Origin of the sequence: Microbacterium awajiense (genome assembly GCF_039536545.1) — a bacterium.
GTDB classification, from domain to species: Bacteria; Actinomycetota; Actinomycetes; order Actinomycetales; family Microbacteriaceae; genus Microbacterium; species Microbacterium awajiense.
In genome coordinates, this window is sequence record NZ_BAAAYU010000001.1 from 592,702 (window position 1) to 613,082 (window position 20,381).

The window sequence follows — 20,381 nt, forward strand, 5'->3', positions numbered from 1 at the left end:
GTCAGTCTCCGTTTCCGCTATCGGCAGCTCGCTGCGCATTGTGCGCGTCGAGCGATGCCCCCTTGATGGTCGCATACGCCCAGAGTCCGCCGAAGATCAGTCCGACGAGGAACAGCGCCGGCACCGCGAAGCCGCCGGCGAGCACGATCGCCTGCAGGATCCACCCCAGAACGAGCGCCCAGCGATGACGCAGACGTCCCGCGACGAGGATCATCAGGACGGCCAGCACCGAGCCGGCGACGATACCCCACCACGGCTCCACACCGTCGGGCGTCGCGCGCAGACCGAACACGGTGAGTCCGCCCAGGAACACCACGACCGACTCGAACCCCAGCACGATCGCACCGAGCGACTCGGCAGCGCCGCGTCGGCGGCGCGGGGAGCGCGCAGCTGCGGCGGCGTCCATCATGACTCAGCCGCCTTCCAGCCCTCGGCCTCGGCGAGCGCCACCGCCTCACCCGCAAGCACCACCGATCCGGTGATCACGACGGCGCGCTTCGGCGCCGCTGCGGCCCACCTCCGCGCGGCATCCGTCGCATCGAGCAGGTCCCGATGCACGGTCACGGCCACATCCAGCGCCTCGGCCACGTCGGCGACCGCGTCGGCGTCGGCCGCGCGGTCGGAATCCGGCGCCGTGGCGAACAGGTGGGCGGCCATGGGCGCGAGCGCGGTGACGATGCCGCCCACGTCCTTATCCGCGAGGATCCCGGCGACGACGCCCCACTCCTCGAAGTCGAACGCGTCGCGCAGGGCCTCCACGAGCGCGATCGCGCCATGCGGATTGTGCGCGGCGTCGACCAGCACGGTGGGGTCGGTGCCCACGAGCTGCAGGCGTCCCGGTGACCGCACCTCGCTGAGTCCCTCGATGAGCACGTCCGGCGCGATCGGCTGCGAGGCTCCTCCGATGAGCGCCTCGACCGCCGCGATGGCGAGAGCGGCGTTGTGCCCCTGGTGCCGGCCGTACAGCGGCAGGTAGAGGTCGTCGTACTCGCCCGCGAGCCCCCGCACCGACAGCAGCTGTCCGCCGACGGCGAGCCGATTGTCCGTGAGCGCGAACCCCTCGCCTTCGAACGCGAGAGTGGCGGATTCGCGCGCTGCCCGGGCGCGAATCACGTCAGCGGCCACCGGATCCTGCCGCGCCGACACCACTGCCGCACCCGGCTTGATGATGCCCGCTTTCACCTCGGCGATCTCGGCGATCGTGCCGCCGAGGCGATCCGCATGATCGATGTCGATCGGCGCGAAGACCGCGACGTCGCCGTCCGCGGTGTTCGTCGAATCCCACGATCCGCCCATGCCGACCTCGAGCACGAGCACATCGACCGGAGCATCGGCGGCCACCACGAACGCGAGCACCGTCAGCAGCTCGAAGAACGTCAACGCCTCCTCGCCGGACGCCGCCAGCTCGGCGTCGACGATGGCGACGAACGGCTCGATCTCATCCCAGGCATCCGCCACGGCCGCGTCTGCGACGGGCTCGCCGTCGATCATGATCCGCTCGGTGAACCGCTCCAGATGCGGGCTGGTGAACAGCCCCGTCCGCAGTCCGTGGGCGCGCACGAGACTCTCGATGATGCGCGCCGTCGAGGTCTTGCCGTTCGTGCCGGTGAGGTGCACCACGCGGTACGTCTTCTGCGGGTCGGCGAGGTACTCGAGCAGCCGCGCCGTGCGCTCCTTGCGCGGCTGCACCCACCGCTCCCCCGCCCGCTCCAGCAGCGCGGCGTACACCGCGTCGGCGCGATCGCGATCGTTCATGCCGGCACCTCGACCCTGCTCACCGCGACCGTGAACGGCCCCGCATTGGCGAATGCTCCCGCTGCGAACTCCGCGACGCTCGACAGCGAGACCGCGTTCTCGCGGCTGTGAACCCGCGCGGCGTCCAGCTCGACCGTCGCCGCTCCTGCGATCGCGTCTCGACCGCCCGCCGCGATGAGGTGCTCGGTGGCGAGCGTCTCCCCCGCGACGTTGGCACGGTCCCACGCCGATTCGATGGCAGCGCGATCGCCGGCGTCCTCGAAAGCGAGGACGAGGCGGATACGGTCGCTCACCTCGAGCCCGGCGGCCTTGCGTGTGTCCTGGACTGCGCGGATGACGTCGCGCGCGAGACCTTCGGCCTCGAGCTCGGGCGTGGTCGCGGTGTCGAGCAGCACGAAGCCGCCGTCGGCGAGCAGCGCGATCGCCGTGCCCTCCGCCATACCGCCGGCTTCGAGCGCGAGTTCGTATTCGCCGTCCTGCAGCGCGACGCCGTCGACGACGACGGTTCCGTCCACCTCTTCCCACACCCCGGCGCGTGCGCCCGCGATGACCTGCTGCACCTGCTTGCCCAGGCGGGGCCCCGCCGCGCGGGCATTGACGGTGAGACGCCGGCTGATGCCGTAGCGGTCGGCGACGCCGTCATCGAGTTCGACGAGCTCGACCGACTTGACATTCAGCTCGTCGCGCAGGATGTCTTCGAACGGCGCGAGACCCGCTGCGCCCTCGACGACGACCGTGAGCGCCGGGAGCGGCAGGCGAACCCGCTTGCCCACGCGCTTGCGCAGCGCGTTCGCGACGCTCGACGCCTCGCGGACGGCGTCCATCGCCGAGCGGATGTCGTCGGCCGCGGGGAAGTGCGCGGCATCCGGCCAGTCCTCGAGGTGCACGCTGCGACCGCCGGTGAGACCCTGCCACACCTTCTCGGAGACGAGCGGGATCAGCGGGGCGGCGACGCGGGTGAGCGTCTCGAGCACCGTGTACAGGGTGTCGAACGCCTCGCTGCTCGCCGGGTCGTCGGTCACGCCGGTCCAGAAACGGTCGCGCGAACGCCGGATGTACCAGTTGGTGAGCACCTCAGCGAATTCGCGCAGCTTGGCCGCCGCCATCGTCGAGTCCAGCCCCTCGAGGTCGGCCGCGACGCCGCGCACGAGATCGCCGGTGAGCGCCAGGATGTACCGGTCGAGCACGTCGGTCGAGTCGGTCTGCCACGACGCCTCATACCCCTCGCCGGACGCGTTGGCGTACGTGGCGAAGAAGTACCACGCGTTCCACAGCGGCAGCATGAATTCACGCACGCCCGCACGGATGCCCTCTTCGGTGACGACGAGGTTGCCGCCTCGCAGCACCGACGACGACATGAGGAACCAGCGCATCGCGTCCGACCCGTCGCGGTCGAACACCTCGCTCACATCGGGGTAGTTCCGCAGCGACTTCGACATCTTGAGGCCGTCGGAGCCCAGCACGATGCCGTGGCACGACACCCCGGTGAACGCCGGGCGGTCGAACAACGCCGTCGACAGGACGTGCATGACGTAGAACCAGCCGCGGGTCTGGCCGATGTACTCGACGATGAAGTCGGCCGGCGCGTGCTCGTCGAACCACTGCTCGTTCTCGAACGGATAGTGCACCTGGGCATAGGGCATCGAGCCCGAGTCGAACCACACGTCGAAGACGTCCTCGATGCGGCGCATCGTGGAGCGTCCGGTCGGATCATCGGGGTTCGGCCGCGTCAGCTCGTCGATGAACGGGCGGTGCAGGTCCACCTCGCCCTTCGCGTTGCGGGGCAGTCGCCCGAAGTCGCGCTCCAGCTCGGCGACCGAGCCGTACACGTCCACGCGCGGGTGCTCGGGGTCGTCGCTCTTCCACACCGGGATGGGCGTTCCCCAGAAGCGGTTGCGGCTGATCGACCAATCCCGCGCGCCCTCGAGCCACTTGCCGAACTGCCCGTGCTTGACGTTGTCGGGAACCCACGTGATCTGCTCGTTGTTCTCGAGCATCCGATCCTTGATCTCGGTGACGCGCACGAACCAGCTCGAGACCGCCTTGTAGATGAGCGGATTGCGGCACCGCCAGCAGTGCGGGTAGGAGTGCTCGTAGCTGGCCAGGCGCAGCAGCCGTCCGTTCTGGCGCAGGATGCGCACCAGAGGGGTGTTCGCGTCCATCCACAGCGTTCCGGCCACGTCGGAGACCTGCGGCAGGAAGCGGCCGCCGTCGTCGAGGCTCATGATGAGCGGGATGCCGGCCGCTTCGGTCACCCGCTGGTCGTCCTCACCGTACGCCGGAGCCTGGTGGACGATGCCGGTGCCGTCGCCGGTGGTGACGTAGTCGTCGACGAGGATGCGCCACGCGCTGCCCGTCCCCCACGTCTCTGCGTCGGCGTAGTAGTCGAACAGCCGGTCGTAGGCGACGTCTTCGAGCTCGGAGCCCAGGAACGTCTGCTCGACCGCCTCGCGGGCGGCCTCCGGCGACTCGTAGCCCAGGTCCTTCGCGTAGCCGGCGAGCAGCTCTTCGGCGAGCAGGTAGCGGTGCGCGGTGGCCTCGACCGGGTCGTCGGCCGACCCGTCGGGCGCGTGATGCACGTCGGCGGCACCGTTCGGACCACCGGGGAGCACGACGTAGCGGATGTCGGGCCCCACCGCGAGGGCCAGGTTGGTGGGCAGCGTCCACGGCGTGGTCGTCCAGGCCAGCGCGCGCACGGCGGTGAGGCCGAGCGCTTCGGCCTTCGCGCCGACCAGCGGGAACGTCACCGTCACGGACGGGTCCTGCCGCATCTGGTAGACGTCGTCGTCCATGCGCAGCTCGTGCGTCGACAGCGGCGTCTCGTCGCGCCAGCAGTACGGCAGCACGCGGTGGCCCTCGTACGCGAGCCCCTTCTCGTGGAGCGTCGCGAAGGCCCACAGCACCGACTCCATGAACGACGGGTCGAGGGTCTTGTAGCCACGCTCGAAATCGACCCACCGCGCCTGCCGCGTGACGTAGTCCTCCCATTCGCGGGTGTACGCCAGCACCGACTCGCGCGCCTTCGCGTTGAAGGCGCCGATCCCCATCTGTTCGATCTGGGTCTTCTCGGTGATGCCCAGCTGCTTCATCGCTTCCAGCTCGGCGGGCAGACCGTGCGTGTCCCAGCCGAACACGCGATCGACCTTCTTGCCGCGCATCGTCTGGAAGCGGGGGAAGAGGTCCTTGGCGTAGCCGGTGAGCAGGTGCCCGTAGTGCGGCAGGCCGTTGGCGAAGGGCGGTCCGTCGTAGAAGACCCACTCGGGTGCACCCTCGCGGTTCGCGATGGATGCCTGGAAGGTCTGGTCGGCCTCCCAGAAGGCGAGCGTCCCCCGCTCGACGTCGGGGAAGCGAGGGCTCGGAACGACCGGTTCGGAGCTGTCGGCGGGGTAGGTCATCGTCTCTCGCAGGGTTCGGCGGATTCACGTCGCCGGGACGACCCTCGCGGACCGCGGTACCACCCTGCGTGCCTTCCCGGCGCGTGCCGGGCGAGACCTCTCTCACTGCGGCTGTGACGGGCCTGCCCCGCTCGGTTCTAGTCCCTGCGGACGCCGAGGCGACTGCAGGTTTCTTCCGAGAGCTCCCCGGTGATGGCCGGATCGATGCGGATGCCACGATCATACCCGCGCGCGACGATCCGAAGGGCGGGGTCCGCACCGGCCGACCGGGTAGAATCGACCGGAATCCCACACTCAGGCACGCTCACACGGTGCCGCACATATCGCCTCAGGAGACCCCATGGCCGACGCGCACATCCCCGACAAGCCCGCCCTCGAGGGTCTCGAGCACAAGTGGGATGCCGTGTGGGAAGAGAAGGGCACCTACCTCTTCGACCGTGCCCGCGCCACCGAGGTCGGCCGCGCCGGCATCTACTCCGTCGACACCCCGCCGCCGACGGCATCGGGCTCACTGCACATCGGCCACGTGTTCAGCTACACGCACACCGACGTGAAGGTGCGCTTCGAGCGCATGCGCGGCAAGACGGTCTTCTACCCGATGGGCTGGGACGACAACGGCCTTCCCACCGAGCGGCGCGTGCAGAACTACTACGGGGTGCGCTGCGACCCGTCGCTGCCGTACGACGCCGAGTTCACTCCCCCCTACGAGGGCGGCGACAACAAGTCCTCCCGCGCGGCCGACCAGATCCCGATCAGCCGGCGCAACTTCATCGAGCTGTGCGAGAAGCTCACCGTCGAAGACGAGAAGCACTTCGAGGCGCTGTGGCGGTCGTTGGGCCTCAGCGTCGACTGGACCCAGACCTATCGCACCATCTCCGACGAGACGATGCGCACCAGCCAGCTGGCGTTCCTGCGCAACCTCGAGCGCGGCGAGGCCTTCCAGGACCTCGCGCCCACCCTGTGGGACATCGACTTCCGCACCGCCGTCGCGCAGGCCGAGCTCGAAGACCGCGAGCAGCCCGCCGCCTACCACCGCGTCGGCTTCGCCAAGAGCGACGGGTCAGGCGACGTCTTCATAGAGACGACGCGGCCCGAACTGCTGCCCGCGTGCGTCGCGCTCGTCGCGCATCCGGATGACGAGCGCTACCAGCCGCTGTTCGGCTCGACGGTGCGCACGCCGCTGTTCGACGTCGAGGTGCCCGTGCTCGCGCATCCGCTGGCCCAGCAGGACAAGGGCTCGGGCATCGCGATGATCTGCACCTTCGGCGATGTCACCGACATCGTGTGGTGGCGCGAGCTGGATCTGCCCAACCGCACGATCCTCGGCCCGGACGGCCGGGTGATGGCCGACGCCCCCGACGTGATCGTGACGGATGCCGCGCGCGCGGCCTACGGCGAGCTCGTCGGGAAGACGGTGTTCAGCGCGAAGAAGCGCATCGTCGAGCTTCTGCAGGAGTCGGGTGCGATGGACGGCGATCCGAAGCCTTTCACGCACGCGGTGAAGTTCTACGAGAAGGGCGACCGGCCGCTCGAGATCGTCTCGACGCGCCAGTGGTACCTGCGCAACGGCGCACGCGATGAGGCTCTGCGCGACCGGCTCATCGAGCTGGGCCAGGGCATGTCGTGGCATCCCGACTTCATGCGCGTGCGCTACGAGAACTGGACGAACGGTCTCACCGGCGACTGGCTCGTCTCGCGCCAGCGCTTCTTCGGTGTGCCGATCCCTGTCTGGTACGCGCTCGACGAGAACGGCGAGCGCGACTACTCGCGTGTTCTCACGCCGGATCCCGCGCTGCTGCCGATCGATCCGAGCATCGACGTGCCGGCCGGATACCGCGCCGATCAGCGGGGGGTCCCGGGCGGATTCGAGGGCGAGAACGACATCTTCGACACGTGGGCCACCTCGTCGCTGACCCCGCAGCTCGCGGGCGGCTGGGAGCGAGACCCCGAGCTGTGGGACCTCGTCGCCCCGTTCGACCTGCGCCCCCAGGGCCAGGACATCATCCGTACGTGGCTCTTCTCGACGATGCTGCGCAGCGCGCTCGAGGATGGGCGCGCACCGTGGTCGGATGCCGCGATCTCGGGCTTCATCGTCGACCCCGACCGCAAGAAGATGTCGAAGTCGAAGGGCAATGTGGTCACCCCTGCCGACATCCTCGCCCAGCACGGCTCGGATGCCGTGCGCTACTGGGCGGCCTCCAGCCGTCTCGGCACCGACGCCGCTTTCGATCCCCAGAACCCGACCCAGATCAAGATCGGCCGACGCCTGGCGATCAAGATCCTCAACGCGGCGAAGTTCGTGCTGTCGTTCCCGGTGCCCGACGACGCCGAGATCACCCATGCGCTCGACGCGTCGATGCTCGCCTCACTCGACGCCGTGGTGCGAGACGCCACACGAGCGCTCGAGTCGTACGACCACGCACGCGCTCTCGAGCTGACCGAGTCGTTCTTCTGGACGTTCTGCGACGACTACCTCGAGCTGGTGAAGGAGCGCGCCTACGATCGCGCCGATGTCGGTCAGCCTTCGGCCGCCCTCGCCCTGCGGTCCGCGCTGTCGATCATGCTGCGTCTGCTCGCGCCGGTGGTCGTGTTCGCCGCAGAGGAGGCCTGGTCGTGGTTCAACGAGGGATCGGTGCATGCCGCCGCATGGCCGGAACCGCTCGGCTCGGGCGGCGACCCGGCGGTGCTGTCGATCGTCGGCGATGCACTCGTCGGCATCCGCCGCGCCAAGACCGAAGCGAAGGCGTCGCAGAAGACCCCCGTCTCGCGCGCGGTGATCGCTGCCCCGGCTGACGCCATCGAGACTCTGAAGCTCGCCGAGGGCGACCTTCGGGCGGTCGGCCGTATCGAGGACATCGAGTATGTCGTCGCCGATGCGCTCAGCGTCACCGAGATCGAACTCGCCCCCCAGGAGCAGGAGGCCTGATATGCGCTTGGGAACCCGCTGGACCTCGGGAGATGAGCCGCCCCGGGCCGTGCCCGAGGCGCTGGCCCGCGGCATCCGCTCCGTCGATCAGGCGATTCCGTCGGACGAGCTCGGCCAGCCGCGCCCCCGTTGGACGCTGACCTGGCTGGAGGGCTCACCGATCGCCGAGCTCGACACCGGAGTCGTCGTGTCGCTCGGCCCCGACGGAGTCGCGCAGGTCAGCCATGATCCGGAGGGTCTCGGCTAGAGCTGCTCTTCGACCGTCGTGTGCGCCGACGATGAGAGCACGAGTCGCGCCGCCACCACCGTCGTGATCGCCGTGACCACTCCCGCGATGAGGAATGTCAGCCGCAGGTCGTAGCGCGCGACGAGGCCGCCGAGCAGCGTGGCGAACGGGAACAACCCCCACGTCAGCGTGCGCATGATGCCCAGGACCCGCCCGAACAGACGGTTCGGCACGATCGCCTGCCGCAGTGCCCCCCACGGGACGTTCCACGTCGACACCGCGAAGGCGAGCACGGCGTAGGACACGAGGCCCGTGACCAGCTCCGGCGCCAACCACAGGCCGACCAGGCCCGCCGCCGCACCGAAGTTCGCCACGAGCATCACCGCGCCACGGCCGAATCGCCGGACGAGGGCGGGCGCGACGAGCGACCCCCCGAGCGCTCCGAGCCCGATGCCGGCCGTGACGACGCCGATCGCCGCCTCGGGCACGTCGAGCTCGTCGAGGAAGTAGAGGATCGTCGGGGCCTGCGCGAATGTGAAGGCGCAGCCCATGATCGCGGTGAAGACCACCATCGATCGCAGGAAGCGATGGTTCCAGAGGTAGGCGACCGCTTCCCGTGCTGACGTGCCGTTCTTCTCGGATGCCGCGGATGCCGCGGATTGCGGCTCGCGCAGCGGGCGCGCGGCGGTGAGGGGCAGCAGCAGGGCGAGCGCGATCGGGATCGCGTATGCGGCCGACCCGATCCACAGCGGCAGAGCCAGGGCGACCGCGAAGAGCACGCCGCCGATGGGTGTCGCGATGAAGCTGTCGATCGTGACCTGTGCGGCCTGCATGAAGCCGTTCGCACGATCGAGCGCGGGCCGCGCGACGAGGGAAGGGACGACGGCGTTGGTGGCGTTCTCGAACAGGGTCTCGCCGAAACCGAAGATCAGCGTGGCCGCGAGCAGCGCCCACAGGCTGAGCGCGTCGGTCACCGTCAGCACGGCCAGCCACAGCGCGGCGGCACCACGCAGCCCGTTGGCGATCGCCATGATCCAGCGACGGTCGAACCGGTCGACGAGCATCCCGGCGGGAAGAGCGAACAGCAGCCAGGGCAGGAAGGCCACCGCTCCGAGGGCGGCGATCGCCAGCGGGTCACGCGTCAGGGTCGTGGCGATCAGCGGAACGGCGACACGACCGATGCCGTCGGCGAGGTTGCTGAACGCGGTCGCGGTCCACAGCTTGCCGAAGTCGCGGCCGAGCGCGGGCTTGGCCGGCCGCTCCGGGCGCGCAGCCCGAGCGGCATCCGCCCCGACGGTCATCGCGGAAGGATTCCGAGGGCGCCGTTCGCCTCGGCGCGGCGTCGGGCCTCGGCGGCCCGATCCTGCGCGCCGGCACGATGGGCGTCGGCTCCGCGCCGTTCCGCCCGGCGCGCCAGCGTGGCATCGAGGCGGGTCACCACGTACACCAGGGTGCCGTCGACGCGTGTGGCGCGGTGGCCTGCGCCCCGGACGGTGAGCGTACTCATCTCAGTCCTCCAGGTCGGGGAGGGGGAACACGTCGGCCCGAATGGTCACGGGCCGGACGTCGTCTCCGGTCTGATTGCGGTAGGTGTCGACGAATTCGTCGACGACGGCCATGAGCCTCATGGTCAGTTCGTGGCTCTGGGCGGGCGTGAGCCGGGTGGTCGCGCTGGAGATCATGACGGAATCACCCCAGACCTCGTCGTGATCGGGCGCGCCGGCGATGAAGTCGAGCAACTGCTGCTGCCGGTTGCGGAAGAACTCGGCCATGACCAGCTGCGTCGCCGATCGACCGGCGGGTGTCTTCATCGCGGCGGGGTTGGCGAATGACACGCCGCCGACCGGCCGTTCCCACCAGCGCTCACGGGTCGTGCCGCGGCCCTCGACCTCACGGATGAGGTCGTGCTTCGCGAGGGCGCGCAGGTGGTAGCTGGTGGCCCCGGACGACTCTCCGAGCTGCGCGGCGAGCGAGCTGGCCGTCTGCGGCCCGTACTGGCTGAGGATGTCGTAGATGCGCACCCGCAAGGGGTGTGCGAGCGCGCGCAGCGCACCCGTGTCCAGCACGCGGTCGGCGCTGTGGCGTGCTTCGACCCGGCGCCCGACCTCGCTCTTCTCGTCGTCCATGGCACCGATGGTAGCGATGCAAGTACTTCTTTGCAAGCATTTCTTTGCAAGGGAGTATTTGCAAAGTATCGGCGGCATCAACATCGGTTCGCAGTAGGCTTGAGCGGTGACGAACGGCAATCCACTGCTCTCCCCCGCGACGCTTCCCTACGACCTCCCCGACTATCGGGAGATCGAACCTCAGCACTATCTCCCCGCGTTCGAGGAAGCGTTCGCACAGCAGCGCGCCGAGGTCGCCGCGATCACGCGAGCACGCTCGATGCCCACGTTCGAGAACACTCTCGTGCCGCTCGAGGAGTCGGGCCGGCTGCTCGCCGACGTGGCGCACGCGTTCTACACCGTGTCGTCAGCCGATGCGACTCCCGAGATCGAAGCCGTCGAAGAGCGGCTGGCTCCGCTGATGTCGGCGCATCGCGATGCGATCCAGCTCGACCCCCAGTTGTACTGGCGCATCAGTACGCTCCACGAGCGGCTCGACGACCTCGAACTGGAACCCGAACAGCGCTACCTCGTGGAACGGCACCACCGCGAGATGACGCACGCCGGCGCCGGTCTCGACGACGCCGCCAAGGAGACGCTCGTCGCGCTCAACCAGCGACTGTCGACATTGACGACCACGTTCGAGAAGAATCTGCTGGCCGACAGCAACGACCTCGCCGTCGTGTTCGACTCCGCCGACGACCTCGCCGGTCTCACCGACGGTGAGCTGTCGGCGGCGGCCCAAGCTGCGACCGACCGCGGGTTGGAGGGATCGTGGGTGGTGACCCTCACGCTTCCCACCGGGCATCCGTACCTCTCGTCGCTGACCGTGCGCGAGAGCCGCCGTCGCATCATGGCCGCCTCGCGCGCTCGAGGTTCACGCGACAACGAGCACGACAACCGTGGCGTGCTGCGCGAGATCGTGCGGCTGCGCGCCGAGCGGGCGGCCCTTCTCGGCTACGAGACGCATGCGGGGTACGTGCTCGCCGACCAGACGGCCGGATCGCCCGAGGCGGTGCACTCCTTGCTGCGGCGTCTCGCCGAGCCGGCGGCGCGCAACGCCCGACGGGAGAAGGCCGCGCTCCAGGCCGTGATCGATGCCGAGCCCGAGCCGTTCGCCCTGGAACCGCACGACTGGGCCTTCTACACCGAGAAGGTGCGTGCCGCCGAGTACGCGCTCGACCGGGCGGCTCTGCGACCGTGGTTCGAGGCGGAGCGGGTGCTCCGCGACGGCGTGTTCCGCGCCGCGACCGAGCTGTACGGCGTCACGTTCACCGAGCGTCCCGACATCCCCGCCTACCATCCCGATGTGCGCGTGTTCGAGTTGCACAACGCCGACGGCTCGCCGCTCGGGCTGTACCTCCTGGATCTCTACACCCGCGACACCAAGCGTGGCGGCGCGTGGATGAACTCGATCGTGTCGCAGTCGCATCTGCGCGGCACCAAGCCGGTCGTCGTGAACAACCTCAATGTGCCCAAGCCGGGAGGCGGCGCCCGCACCCTGCTGACCCTCGACGAGGTGACGACGCTCTTCCACGAGTTCGGCCACGCCCTCCACGGCCTGTTCGCGACCGTCACCTACCCGCACTTCGCCGGCACCAACGTGTTCCGCGACTTCGTGGAGTTCCCGAGCCAGGTCAACGAAATGTGGATCTACTGGCCCGAGGTGCTGTCGGCCTACGCCCGCCACATCGACACGGACGAACCGCTTCCCGCCGACGTCGTCGAGCGCCTGCACGCATCCGAGACGTTCAACCAGGGGTTCGCGACGAGCGAGTACCTCGCGGCGTCGTGGCTCGACCAGGCGTGGCACTCGGTGACGGCGGCGGAGGCGGGCACGATCGACGACGTCGCCGTGTTCGAGGCAGCCGCCCTGGCCGACATCGGACTCGACGACCCAACCGTGCCGACGCGGTACTCGTCCACGTACTTCGCCCACGTCTTCTCGGGCGGCTACAGCGCCGGGTACTACTCGTACATCTGGAGCGAGGTGCTCGACGCCGACACCGTCGACTGGTTCCGCGAGAACGGTGGTCTCGTGCGCACGAACGGCGATCGATTCCGCGAGCGACTGCTGGGCGTGGGCGGGTCGAAGGATCCGCTCGAGGCCTACCGCGACTTCCGCGGGCGCGACGCCGAGATCGCGCCGCTGCTGAAGCGGCGTGGACTGGCCGACTGACGAACCGGTGAGGACCCGGCCTCAGGCGCTCTTGCGCTTCTGCCGCAGCACGAGGGTGGGCGCAGCCCCCTCTTCGACGGCGGCCCGGGTCACGATCACCTTGTCGACGTCTTCGGTCGACGGGATCTCGAACATGATCGGACCGAGCACGTCTTCGAGGATCGCGCGCAGTCCGCGCGCACCCGTCTTGCGCGCGACCGCCATGTCGGCGATCGCCTGAAGCGCGTCTCGCTCGAACTCGAGGGCGACGTCGTCGAGTTCGAACATGCGCTGATACTGCTTGATCAGGGCGTTCTTGGGCTCGGTGAGGATCTCCATGAGAGCCTCGCGATCGAGAGGCGACACCGACGCCACGACCGGCAGGCGTCCGATGAACTCGGGGATGAGCCCGAACTTGTGCAGGTCTTCGGGGCGCACCTCGCTGAACAGATCGAGGTCCTGACCCTTGTTGTGCAGCGGGGCGCCGAAGCCGACGCCGTGCTTGCCGACACGCGCCGAGATGATGTCCTCGAGCCCGGCGAACGCGCCGGCGACGATGAACAGCACGTTCGTCGTGTCGATCTGGATGAACTCCTGATGCGGATGCTTGCGGCCGCCCTGCGGCGGGACCGACGCCACGGTGCCCTCGAGGATCTTCAGCAGCGCCTGCTGCACGCCCTCTCCGGACACGTCTCGGGTGATGGAGGGGTTCTCGGCCTTGCGCGCCACCTTGTCGACCTCGTCGATGTAGATGATGCCGGTCTCGGCGCGCTTCGTGTCGAAGTCGGCTGCCTGCAGCAGCTTGAGCAGGATGTTCTCGACGTCTTCGCCGACGTAGCCCGCCTCGGTCAGCGCCGTCGCGTCCGCGACCGCGAAGGGCACGTTCAGCCGCTTCGCCAGGGTCTGCGCCAGGTAGGTCTTGCCGCAGCCGGTGGGGCCGAGCAGCAGGATGTTGCTCTTCGCGATCTCGACCTCGTCGGCGCGCTGCTCGGCAGCCTGGATCGTGCCGTGCGCGCGGACGCGTTTGTAGTGGTTGTAGACGGCGACCGACAGCGCCCGCTTGGCGTCGTTCTGGCCGACGACGTACTCCTCGAGGAACGCGTAGATCTCGCGCGGCTTCGGCAGGTCGAAGTCGGCGACGGCGCCCGACGCGGACTCGGCCATGCGCTCTTCGATGATCTCGTTGCACAACTCGACGCACTCGTCGCAGATGTAGACGCCGGGCCCCGCGATCAGCTGCTGGACCTGCTTCTGGCTCTTTCCGCAGAACGAGCACTTGAACAGGTCGGCGCTCTCACCGATGCGAGCCATGTGCATCCTCCAGATCGGGCGGAACCCTGCGGGACCGAACGTGGTTCGAGCCTAACCGCTCCCGGCGACGCCCGCCGGGATTGCCCCGCGGATTGTGGATTCGCGCCTGGCGAACGCCGAACCCCGCACGTGAGACGTGCGGGGTTCGGCGTCGTACGGGTGGAGCGACTACGACGTGATCGCGGCCTGACCGCGCTTGCGGGTGGTCAGCACCTGGTCGACCAGACCGTACTCGACGGACTCTTCGGCCGACAGGATCTTGTCTCGGTCGATGTCCTTGTTGACCTCTTCGGCGGTGCGCTTGGAGTGGTGCGCCAGCGTCTGCTCGAGCCACGTGCGCATGCGCATGATCTCGGCTGCCTGGATCTCGATGTCGGAGGCCTGGCCGTGACCGGCCTCTCCCATCGCCGGCTGGTGGATGAGGATGCGCGCGTTCGGCAGCGCGAGGCGCTTGCCCGGGGCTCCCGCGGCCAGCAGCACGGCGGCGGCCGACGCCGCCTGGCCGAGCACGACGGTCTGGATCTGCGGCGACACGTACTGCATGGTGTCGTAGATCGCCGTCATGGCCGTGAACGAGCCGCCGGGCGAGTTGATGTACATGATGATGTCGCGGTCGGGATCCTGCGACTCGAGCACGAGCAGCTGCGCCATGACGTCGTCGGCCGATGCGTCGTCGACCTGCACGCCGAGGAAGATCACGCGGTCTTCGAAGAGCTTGTTGTAGGGATCCTGACGCTTGTAGCCGTAGGCCGTGCGCTCCTCGAACTGCGGCAGGATGTAGCGGCTGCCGGGCATCTGCAGACCCTGCGGGGCGTTCGGGATGCCGAAAGTCGGGGTGTTCATTCGGGTTTCGCTCTCTTCTCTCGCCGCCGTCAGTTCGCCGTGCCGCCGCCGCCGACGACGTCGGTCGCCGATTCGCGGATGTGGTCCACGAAGCCGTACTCGAGCGCCTCGTCAGCCGAGAACCAGCGGTCGCGGTCACCGTCGGCGTTGATCTGCTCGACGCTCTTGCCGGTCTGCGCGGCCGTAATCTCGGCGAGGCGCTTCTTCATGTCCAGGATCAGCTGCGCCTGGGTCTGGATGTCGCTCGCGGTGCCGCCGAAGCCGCCGTGCGGCTGATGCAGCAGCACACGGGCGTTGGGGGTGATGTATCGCTTGCCCTTCGTGCCCGCCGTCAGTAGGAGCTGACCCATCGACGCGGCCATGCCGATGCCGACGGTGACGATGTCGTTGGGCACGAACTGCATCGTGTCGTAGATCGCCATGCCGGCCGTGATCGAGCCGCCGGGCGAGTTGATGTAGAGGTAGATGTCCTTCTGCGAGTCCTCGGCGGCCAGCAGCAGGATCTTGGCGCAGATCTCGTTCGCGTTCTCATCGCGCACCTCCGACCCGAGCCAGATGATGCGGTCCTTCAGCAGCCTGTCGAAGACGCTCGTCGCGACAAGTGGTTCGGCCATGTGACACTCCTGATTCCGTGTTCGTCGCACACGAATCTACCGGCGCGTCATCGCCGACCCGGCCGTGTTCGCCCTGGGCAGAGAGAACGGGGTGGATGCCGTGGCATCCACCCCGTTCGAAATCCGATCGAGCGCTCTACTCGGAGGCCTTCTTCTTCGCAGGGGCCTTCCTCTTGGGCTTCTCATCGGCGTCGGCGGCGGCGTTCGCGATCTCCTCCGCCTCCTCGACGACCTCCTCCTCGGCCTCGGCTTCGGCGTCGGCCGCGGCGTCCGCGATCTCCTCCGCCTCCTCGACGACCTCCTCCTCGGCGGCGGCCTCGTCCTCAGAGGCGATGAAGCCCGTGAGGTCGACCGGCTTGCCGGCGGTGTCGACGACGGTGACCTTGCCGAGCGCGACGGCGAGGGCCTTGTTGCGGGCGACCTCTCCGACCATCGCGGGCAGCTGGTTGTTCTCCTGCAGGGCGTTGACGAAGTCCTGCGGCGCCATGCCGTACTGCGACGCAGACTGCACCAGGTACTGTGTCAGCTCGTCCTGCGAGACCTGCACCTCGAACTTCTCCACGATCGCGTCGAGCACCATCTGCGTGCGGAACTGCTTCTCGCTCGCCTCGGCGACCTCGGCGCGGTGCTCGTCGTCCTCGAGTCGGCCTTCGGACTCGAGGTGATTGTGCACCTCGTCCTCGATGAGCTGGGGCGGCACGGGGATGTCGGCACCGTCGACCAGCTGCTCGACGAGCTTGTCGCGCGCGGCGGATGCCTGCGTGAACACCGACTGCTGGCCGACGCGGTCGCTCAGGCTCTCACGCAGCTCGGCGATCGTGTCGAACTCGCTCGCGATCTGTGCGAAGTCGTCGTCGGCGTCAGGAAGCTCGCGCTCCTTCACGGCCTTGACGGTGACGGCCACCTCGGCCTCGCTGCCGGCGTTGTCGCCGCCGATGAGCTTCGAGCGGAAGGTGGTGTCCTCACCGGCCGTCAGCGACTCGATCGCCTCGTCGATTCCCTCGAGCAGCTCGCCCGAGCCGATCTCGTACGAGACGCCGTCGGCGCGGTCGACCTCGGCACCGTCGATCGTCGCGACGAGGTCGAGCTCGACGAAGTCGCCGGTCGTCGCCGGACGCTCGACGGTCACGAGCGTGCCGAAGCGACCGCGCAGCTTGTCGAGCTCCTCGTCGATCGCGGCCTCGTCGACCTCGATCGCGTCGACCTCGATCGTGGTGCCCTCGAACGAGGGAAGCTCGAAGTCGGGGCGCACGTCGACCTCGATGTCGACCTCGAGGTCGCCGGTGAAGTCCTTCTCGCTCGGCCACTCGACGACCTCGGCGCTCGGGCGGCCGATGACGCGGAGTTCGTTCTGCTCGACAGCCGAACGGTAGAAGCCGTCGAGTCCGTCGCTGACGGCGTGCTCGAGCACGGCGACGCGGCCGATGCGCTGATCGATGATCGGCGCCGGGACCTTGCCCTTGCGGAAGCCCGGGATCTGCACGTCCTTCGCGATGTGCTCGTACGCGTGGGTGATGCTCGGCTTCAGCTCATCGGGGCTGACCGTGATGTGCAGCTTCACCCGCGTCGGGCTGAGCTTCTCGACGGTGCTGTTGACCATGCCTGCGTGTCTCCTCGTCGTTTCCGCGCGCACTCTCGCGCGGGGTGTGGTCGGTGGGGGCCGTGGCGTCGGGGCGACAGGATTTGAACCTGCGGCCTCCCGCTCCCAAAGCGGGCGCTCTACCAAGCTGAGCTACGCCCCGGGCGGGTGCGCACGCGCGCGTACGCCGATTCGGCCCTGAGAAGTCTAGCCGACGCTCGCCCCAGACGACGGATCGAGGCTCGGCGGGGGTTGCGCGGCACTTTCCTGCGACCGCTGCGTCGTTGGCGACAGCGCTCGCAGGAAACTGCAGCGCTCCCGTTCCACTACACTTGGGCGAGGCCGCGGCTCGCCGCTGCGGGGGCGTAGCTCAATGGTAGAGTCCCAGTCTTCCAAACTGGTTGTGCGGGTTCGATTCCCGTCGCCCCCTCCACTTCCCTTCCGTCACGCCCCCGGCGCCCTCCCGCCGGCACTACCAGGCGCGCAGATACCGGGTCAAGAGGCATCTTCACGGTCACCGTCGCCGTACCGTGGGATCACAACAACAGGTGAGCGACACAGGTCGAGCGAAGCGACGTTTCGGGTCGTCGACTTCACTCCCGACGCTCAGGATGGGTCCGGTCTCGGGTTCACCGGCACTCATCCGCCCCCGTCGACGGATCCCCCAGTCCCTCGGCGGGGGCTACTGGTGTGTCAGAGCGCCGAGCGGTGCTCCGCCGTGTGCCGGCGATACGCGTCGGCGTTGGCCCGGAGCTTCGCGCGCTCCTCGTCGGTGAGCGCCCGGCGCACCTTCGCCGGCACCCCGGCGACCAGGGATCCGTCCGGAACCTCGGTGCCCTCCAGCACGACGGCCCCCGCCGCCACGAGGCATCCGCCGCCGATCCGCGCACCGTTGAGGATGACCGCGCCCATGCCGATCAGCGAGCCGTCCCCGATCGTGCAGCCGTGAACGACGGCGTTGTGGCCGATCGAGACCTCCCGGCCGACGAGGACCGGCGACCCGCGGTCGACGTGGATCGACGCGCTGTCCTGCACATTGCTGTCGGCGCCGATCGTGATGGAGTCCCCGTCGGCCCGCAGCACCGCGTTGTACCACACGCTCGCGCCGGCACCGAGGGTGACCGCGCCGATCACGCGGGCGCCGGTCGCGACGAACGCCCCGTCGCCGAGCACCGGAGTGCGTCCGTTCAGGGAGAGGATCGAGGCACCGTCGGCGATCGTCATGTCCCGACCCTACGGTGTCCCGTCGGTCGCGCGCCCGAGGGCCTGCTCGACCGCTTCGGCGTACCAGGGTGCGAGGGTGTTCGCGAACGTGACCGTCACATGGTCCTGGTCCCGGTAGATGTTGGCACCGCCGACGACGGTGCGGCACTCCTCGACGCCGCAGTAGACATCGGTGAAGTCCAGCAGCGTCACCCGCTCCTGCGCCGCCGCGGCATCCCGCACCGGGTCGTCGGCCACGAGCACCTCGGAGCGAGGCCCGTCGCAGGTCGCCGCGTCACGCGTGCGCAGGCACTTGTTCGGGTCGGTCTCCCACACCGGATTGTCGACGACGGTGATCACCGGGATGCCCCGGTCGGTGACCTGAGCCCACGCGTCGCGGTAGCCGGCCACGGCGGCGTCGTGCGTGGAATCGAATCCCGCCGCCGAGTACGGCGTCGTCGCGAGCGACGCCGCGAACACCGCGTCGATGTCGGTGTCTGCCATCGCCTCCTCGACGGCGCCGCGCCACTCGGTGCACGCCTGCCCGAAGGCTCCGGGGGTCGACAGCGGCGTCGTGCTCCACGGGCACGCCCCCTTGAACCACGTCACCAGCCGCCATCCGTTCTGATCGGCGATGCGCTCGAAGGTCGACAGGAGCTGGTACGCGTGGCTGTCGCCGACCAGCGCGACGACGGGTGCGTCATCGGCGTCCGACCCGAAGGTGCATGACACCGGCCGCGCATCGTTCAGCTGCACGAAGCACTCCGGATGCTCCGGCCTGTCGGCGCCCGCGAAGCCTGGCGCGGGCAGGACGTCGGCGGTGTCGGTGCCGGCGCAGTCCGGCGACAGGATCGCCTCGGCGCCGAAGCACGGCGGGGCGGAATCGCGCAGCTCGACCAGCTGCCGCTCCCCCTCGGCGTAGGCCGGTGCGTTGATCAGCCACGCTCCGCCGGCGGTCGCGGCGACGACGAGCATCGCGCCGAGCGACGACCACAGCGTCACGCGCGGCGGCCGCGAGGTGAGGACCTTCCAGCTGCGCACCGGGTCTTCGACCAGACGCTTGGTGATCCACGCGAGCACGAAGCACAGGACCAGCAGCGCCACACGATGGTAGATCGTGAGACCCCAGAACGGCACCGACGGCGCGATGATGATCAACGGCCAGTGCCACAGGTAGAGCGAATACGAGATGTCGCCGACGAACTGAGCCGGCCTCAGCGACAGGATCCGCGTCGGATACCACCAACGGGCTGTGTTCGACGCGGCGATGACGGCGGCCGCGCCGAGCGTCGGCAGCGCCGCCGCGTAGCCGGGGAACGGCGTCTGCGCGTCGTAGGCGAACGCGGTGTAGACGAGCGCGGCGATGCCGGCCCAGCCGAGCACGAAGCTGCCGACGGCGTTGCGCACCTGAAGCAGCGGGATGAGGGCGATCATCGCGCCGACGCCGAACTGCCACATCCGCCCGAACGTGACGAAGTAGGCGGGCGCCGGGTCGGTGATCGTGAAGGCGACGCAGAAGACGAAGGATGCCACGGCCACGACGCCGAGCACGACGATCACGACCCGGCGGACGGAGCCGTGGAACCACCGCACGGCGATCCATGCCGCCAGCAGCATGATGAGCGGCCAGAGCACGTAGAACTGCTCTTCGAGCGACAGCGACCAATAGTGCTGCACCGTCGTGGGATCACCGGAGTGATTGAGGTAGTCGGCCGACGTGAGCGCGAGGTACCAGTTCTCGACGTAGAACGTGCTCGCGACGATCTCGCTCAGCTCGTTGGGCAGTGCCGACAGCGGCATGAGGTAGGGCGAACCGGCTACGACCGCGCAGAAGAGCAGGACCAGCAGCGCCGCAGGCAGCAGTCGCCGCGCTCGGCGCGCCCAGAACTGGCCGAGACGGACGCCACCGGTCGCCGTCAGCTCGCGCAGGAGATGACCGGTGATCAGGAAGCCCGAGATCACGAAGAAGACATCGACGCCGACGTAGCCACCGGGAAGTCGACCGGGCCAGAAGTGATACAGCACCACGAGCAGGACGGCGATCGCCCGCAGTCCCTGGACGTGCGGCAGGAAGCGGGACGGCTCTGCGTGCTCGGGCGAGCGATCGGCGGGCTGACGCGTCACGACACGGGGCGGAGATCCGAGATTCTGCGGCCCCAGATCGTGGTCGGCGGATGGCACGACACGACGTTAGCCCGGGTCGAGCCGAAACGGCGAAGCCGCGCGCCGGGGCACGGGTAAGCCGAGCCTGGGCTTGCTTGCGGAA

Annotated in this window: 15 protein-coding genes and 2 tRNA genes; 4 read left to right on the plus strand and 13 right to left on the minus strand. The window is 69.0% G+C overall.

The window, feature by feature from the left end; all coding sequences use genetic code 11:
• Position 1: 1 nt before the first annotated feature.
• The 3 genes from ABD663_RS02990 to ileS are packed head-to-tail and all read right to left on the minus strand — an operon-like array spanning position 2 to position 5,150.
• Positions 2-409, minus strand: a complete 408-nt coding sequence (locus ABD663_RS02990) for a DUF4233 domain-containing protein (protein WP_344736369.1) — start codon at positions 407-409, stop codon at positions 2-4.
• Positions 406-1,755 (minus strand): bifunctional folylpolyglutamate synthase/dihydrofolate synthase, encoded by a 1,350-nt coding sequence (locus ABD663_RS02995; RefSeq protein WP_344736370.1) that lies wholly within the window; start codon positions 1,753-1,755, stop codon positions 406-408. The genes ABD663_RS02990 and ABD663_RS02995 overlap by 4 nt, the downstream gene beginning before the upstream one ends.
• The gene (gene ileS / locus ABD663_RS03000) at positions 1,752-5,150 is read right to left on the minus strand and encodes an isoleucine--tRNA ligase (protein ID WP_344736371.1); all 3,399 of its coding nucleotides are present in this window, start codon (positions 5,148-5,150) and stop codon (positions 1,752-1,754) included. Before ileS ends, ABD663_RS02995 begins: the two co-directional genes overlap by 4 nt.
• Positions 5,151-5,490: 340 nt before the next feature.
• On the opposite strand from ileS, the gene valS reads away from it, so the two are divergent.
• Positions 5,491-8,076, plus strand: coding sequence for a valine--tRNA ligase (gene valS, locus ABD663_RS03005; RefSeq protein ID WP_344736372.1), 2,586 nt, complete (start codon positions 5,491-5,493; stop codon positions 8,074-8,076).
• A gap of 1 nt (position 8,077) precedes the next feature.
• The gene (locus ABD663_RS03010; RefSeq protein ID WP_344736373.1) at positions 8,078-8,323 is read left to right on the plus strand and encodes a hypothetical protein; all 246 of its coding nucleotides are present in this window, start codon (positions 8,078-8,080) and stop codon (positions 8,321-8,323) included.
• Here the strand turns inward: ABD663_RS03010 and ABD663_RS03015 are convergent.
• From ABD663_RS03015 to ABD663_RS03025, 3 genes are read right to left on the minus strand one after another with little or no spacing between them, the layout of a single operon-like run.
• Positions 8,320-9,603 carry an MFS transporter gene (locus ABD663_RS03015; RefSeq protein WP_344736374.1) on the minus strand — a complete coding sequence of 428 codons (1,284 nt, stop codon included), beginning with the start codon at positions 9,601-9,603 and terminating at the stop codon, positions 8,320-8,322. The genes ABD663_RS03010 and ABD663_RS03015 overlap by 4 nt on opposite strands.
• Positions 9,600-9,809 (minus strand): hypothetical protein, encoded by a 210-nt coding sequence (locus ABD663_RS03020; protein WP_344736375.1) that lies wholly within the window; start codon positions 9,807-9,809, stop codon positions 9,600-9,602. Before ABD663_RS03020 ends, ABD663_RS03015 begins: the two co-directional genes overlap by 4 nt.
• A gap of 1 nt (position 9,810) precedes the next feature.
• Entirely contained in the window at positions 9,811-10,428 is a 618-nt protein-coding gene (locus tag ABD663_RS03025) for an ArsR/SmtB family transcription factor (RefSeq protein WP_344736376.1), read from the minus strand.
• Positions 10,429-10,534: 106 nt separating this feature from the next.
• Here ABD663_RS03025 and ABD663_RS03030 point away from each other — a divergent pair, with 106 nt between their 5' ends.
• Positions 10,535-12,586, plus strand: a complete 2,052-nt coding sequence (locus tag ABD663_RS03030) for a M3 family metallopeptidase (protein ID WP_344736377.1) — start codon at positions 10,535-10,537, stop codon at positions 12,584-12,586.
• Between the two features lie 21 nt (positions 12,587-12,607).
• On the opposite strand, the gene clpX is transcribed toward ABD663_RS03030, so the two are convergent.
• The 5 genes from clpX to ABD663_RS03055 form a co-directional block, all read right to left on the minus strand.
• Positions 12,608-13,876, minus strand: a complete 1,269-nt coding sequence (clpX, locus tag ABD663_RS03035; RefSeq protein ID WP_344736378.1) for an ATP-dependent Clp protease ATP-binding subunit ClpX — start codon at positions 13,874-13,876, stop codon at positions 12,608-12,610.
• A gap of 168 nt (positions 13,877-14,044) precedes the next feature.
• A complete protein-coding gene (locus tag ABD663_RS03040) occupies positions 14,045-14,719 on the minus strand; it encodes an ATP-dependent Clp protease proteolytic subunit (RefSeq protein WP_344736379.1) in 675 nt (224 codons plus the stop codon).
• A 29-nt stretch (positions 14,720-14,748) separates the two neighbouring features.
• Entirely contained in the window at positions 14,749-15,333 is a 585-nt protein-coding gene (locus tag ABD663_RS03045; RefSeq protein ID WP_344736380.1) for an ATP-dependent Clp protease proteolytic subunit, read from the minus strand.
• A gap of 136 nt (positions 15,334-15,469) precedes the next feature.
• The gene (gene tig, locus ABD663_RS03050) at positions 15,470-16,933 is read right to left on the minus strand and encodes a trigger factor (protein ID WP_344736381.1); all 1,464 of its coding nucleotides are present in this window, start codon (positions 16,931-16,933) and stop codon (positions 15,470-15,472) included.
• A gap of 68 nt (positions 16,934-17,001) precedes the next feature.
• Positions 17,002-17,075: transfer RNA gene (locus ABD663_RS03055), tRNA-Pro, on the minus strand.
• Positions 17,076-17,271: 196 nt separating this feature from the next.
• Here ABD663_RS03055 and ABD663_RS03060 point away from each other — a divergent pair.
• Positions 17,272-17,345: transfer RNA gene (locus ABD663_RS03060), tRNA-Gly, on the plus strand.
• A gap of 260 nt (positions 17,346-17,605) precedes the next feature.
• Here the strand turns inward: ABD663_RS03060 and ABD663_RS03065 are convergent.
• Both ABD663_RS03065 and ABD663_RS03070 read right to left on the minus strand, forming a co-directional pair.
• On the minus strand, positions 17,606-18,136 hold the full coding sequence (locus ABD663_RS03065) for a gamma carbonic anhydrase family protein (RefSeq protein WP_344736382.1): 531 nt from the start codon (positions 18,134-18,136) through the stop codon (positions 17,606-17,608).
• Between the two features lie 9 nt (positions 18,137-18,145).
• Positions 18,146-20,296 (minus strand): acyltransferase family protein, encoded by a 2,151-nt coding sequence (locus ABD663_RS03070; protein WP_344736383.1) that lies wholly within the window; start codon positions 20,294-20,296, stop codon positions 18,146-18,148.
• Positions 20,297-20,381 lie beyond the last annotated feature (85 nt).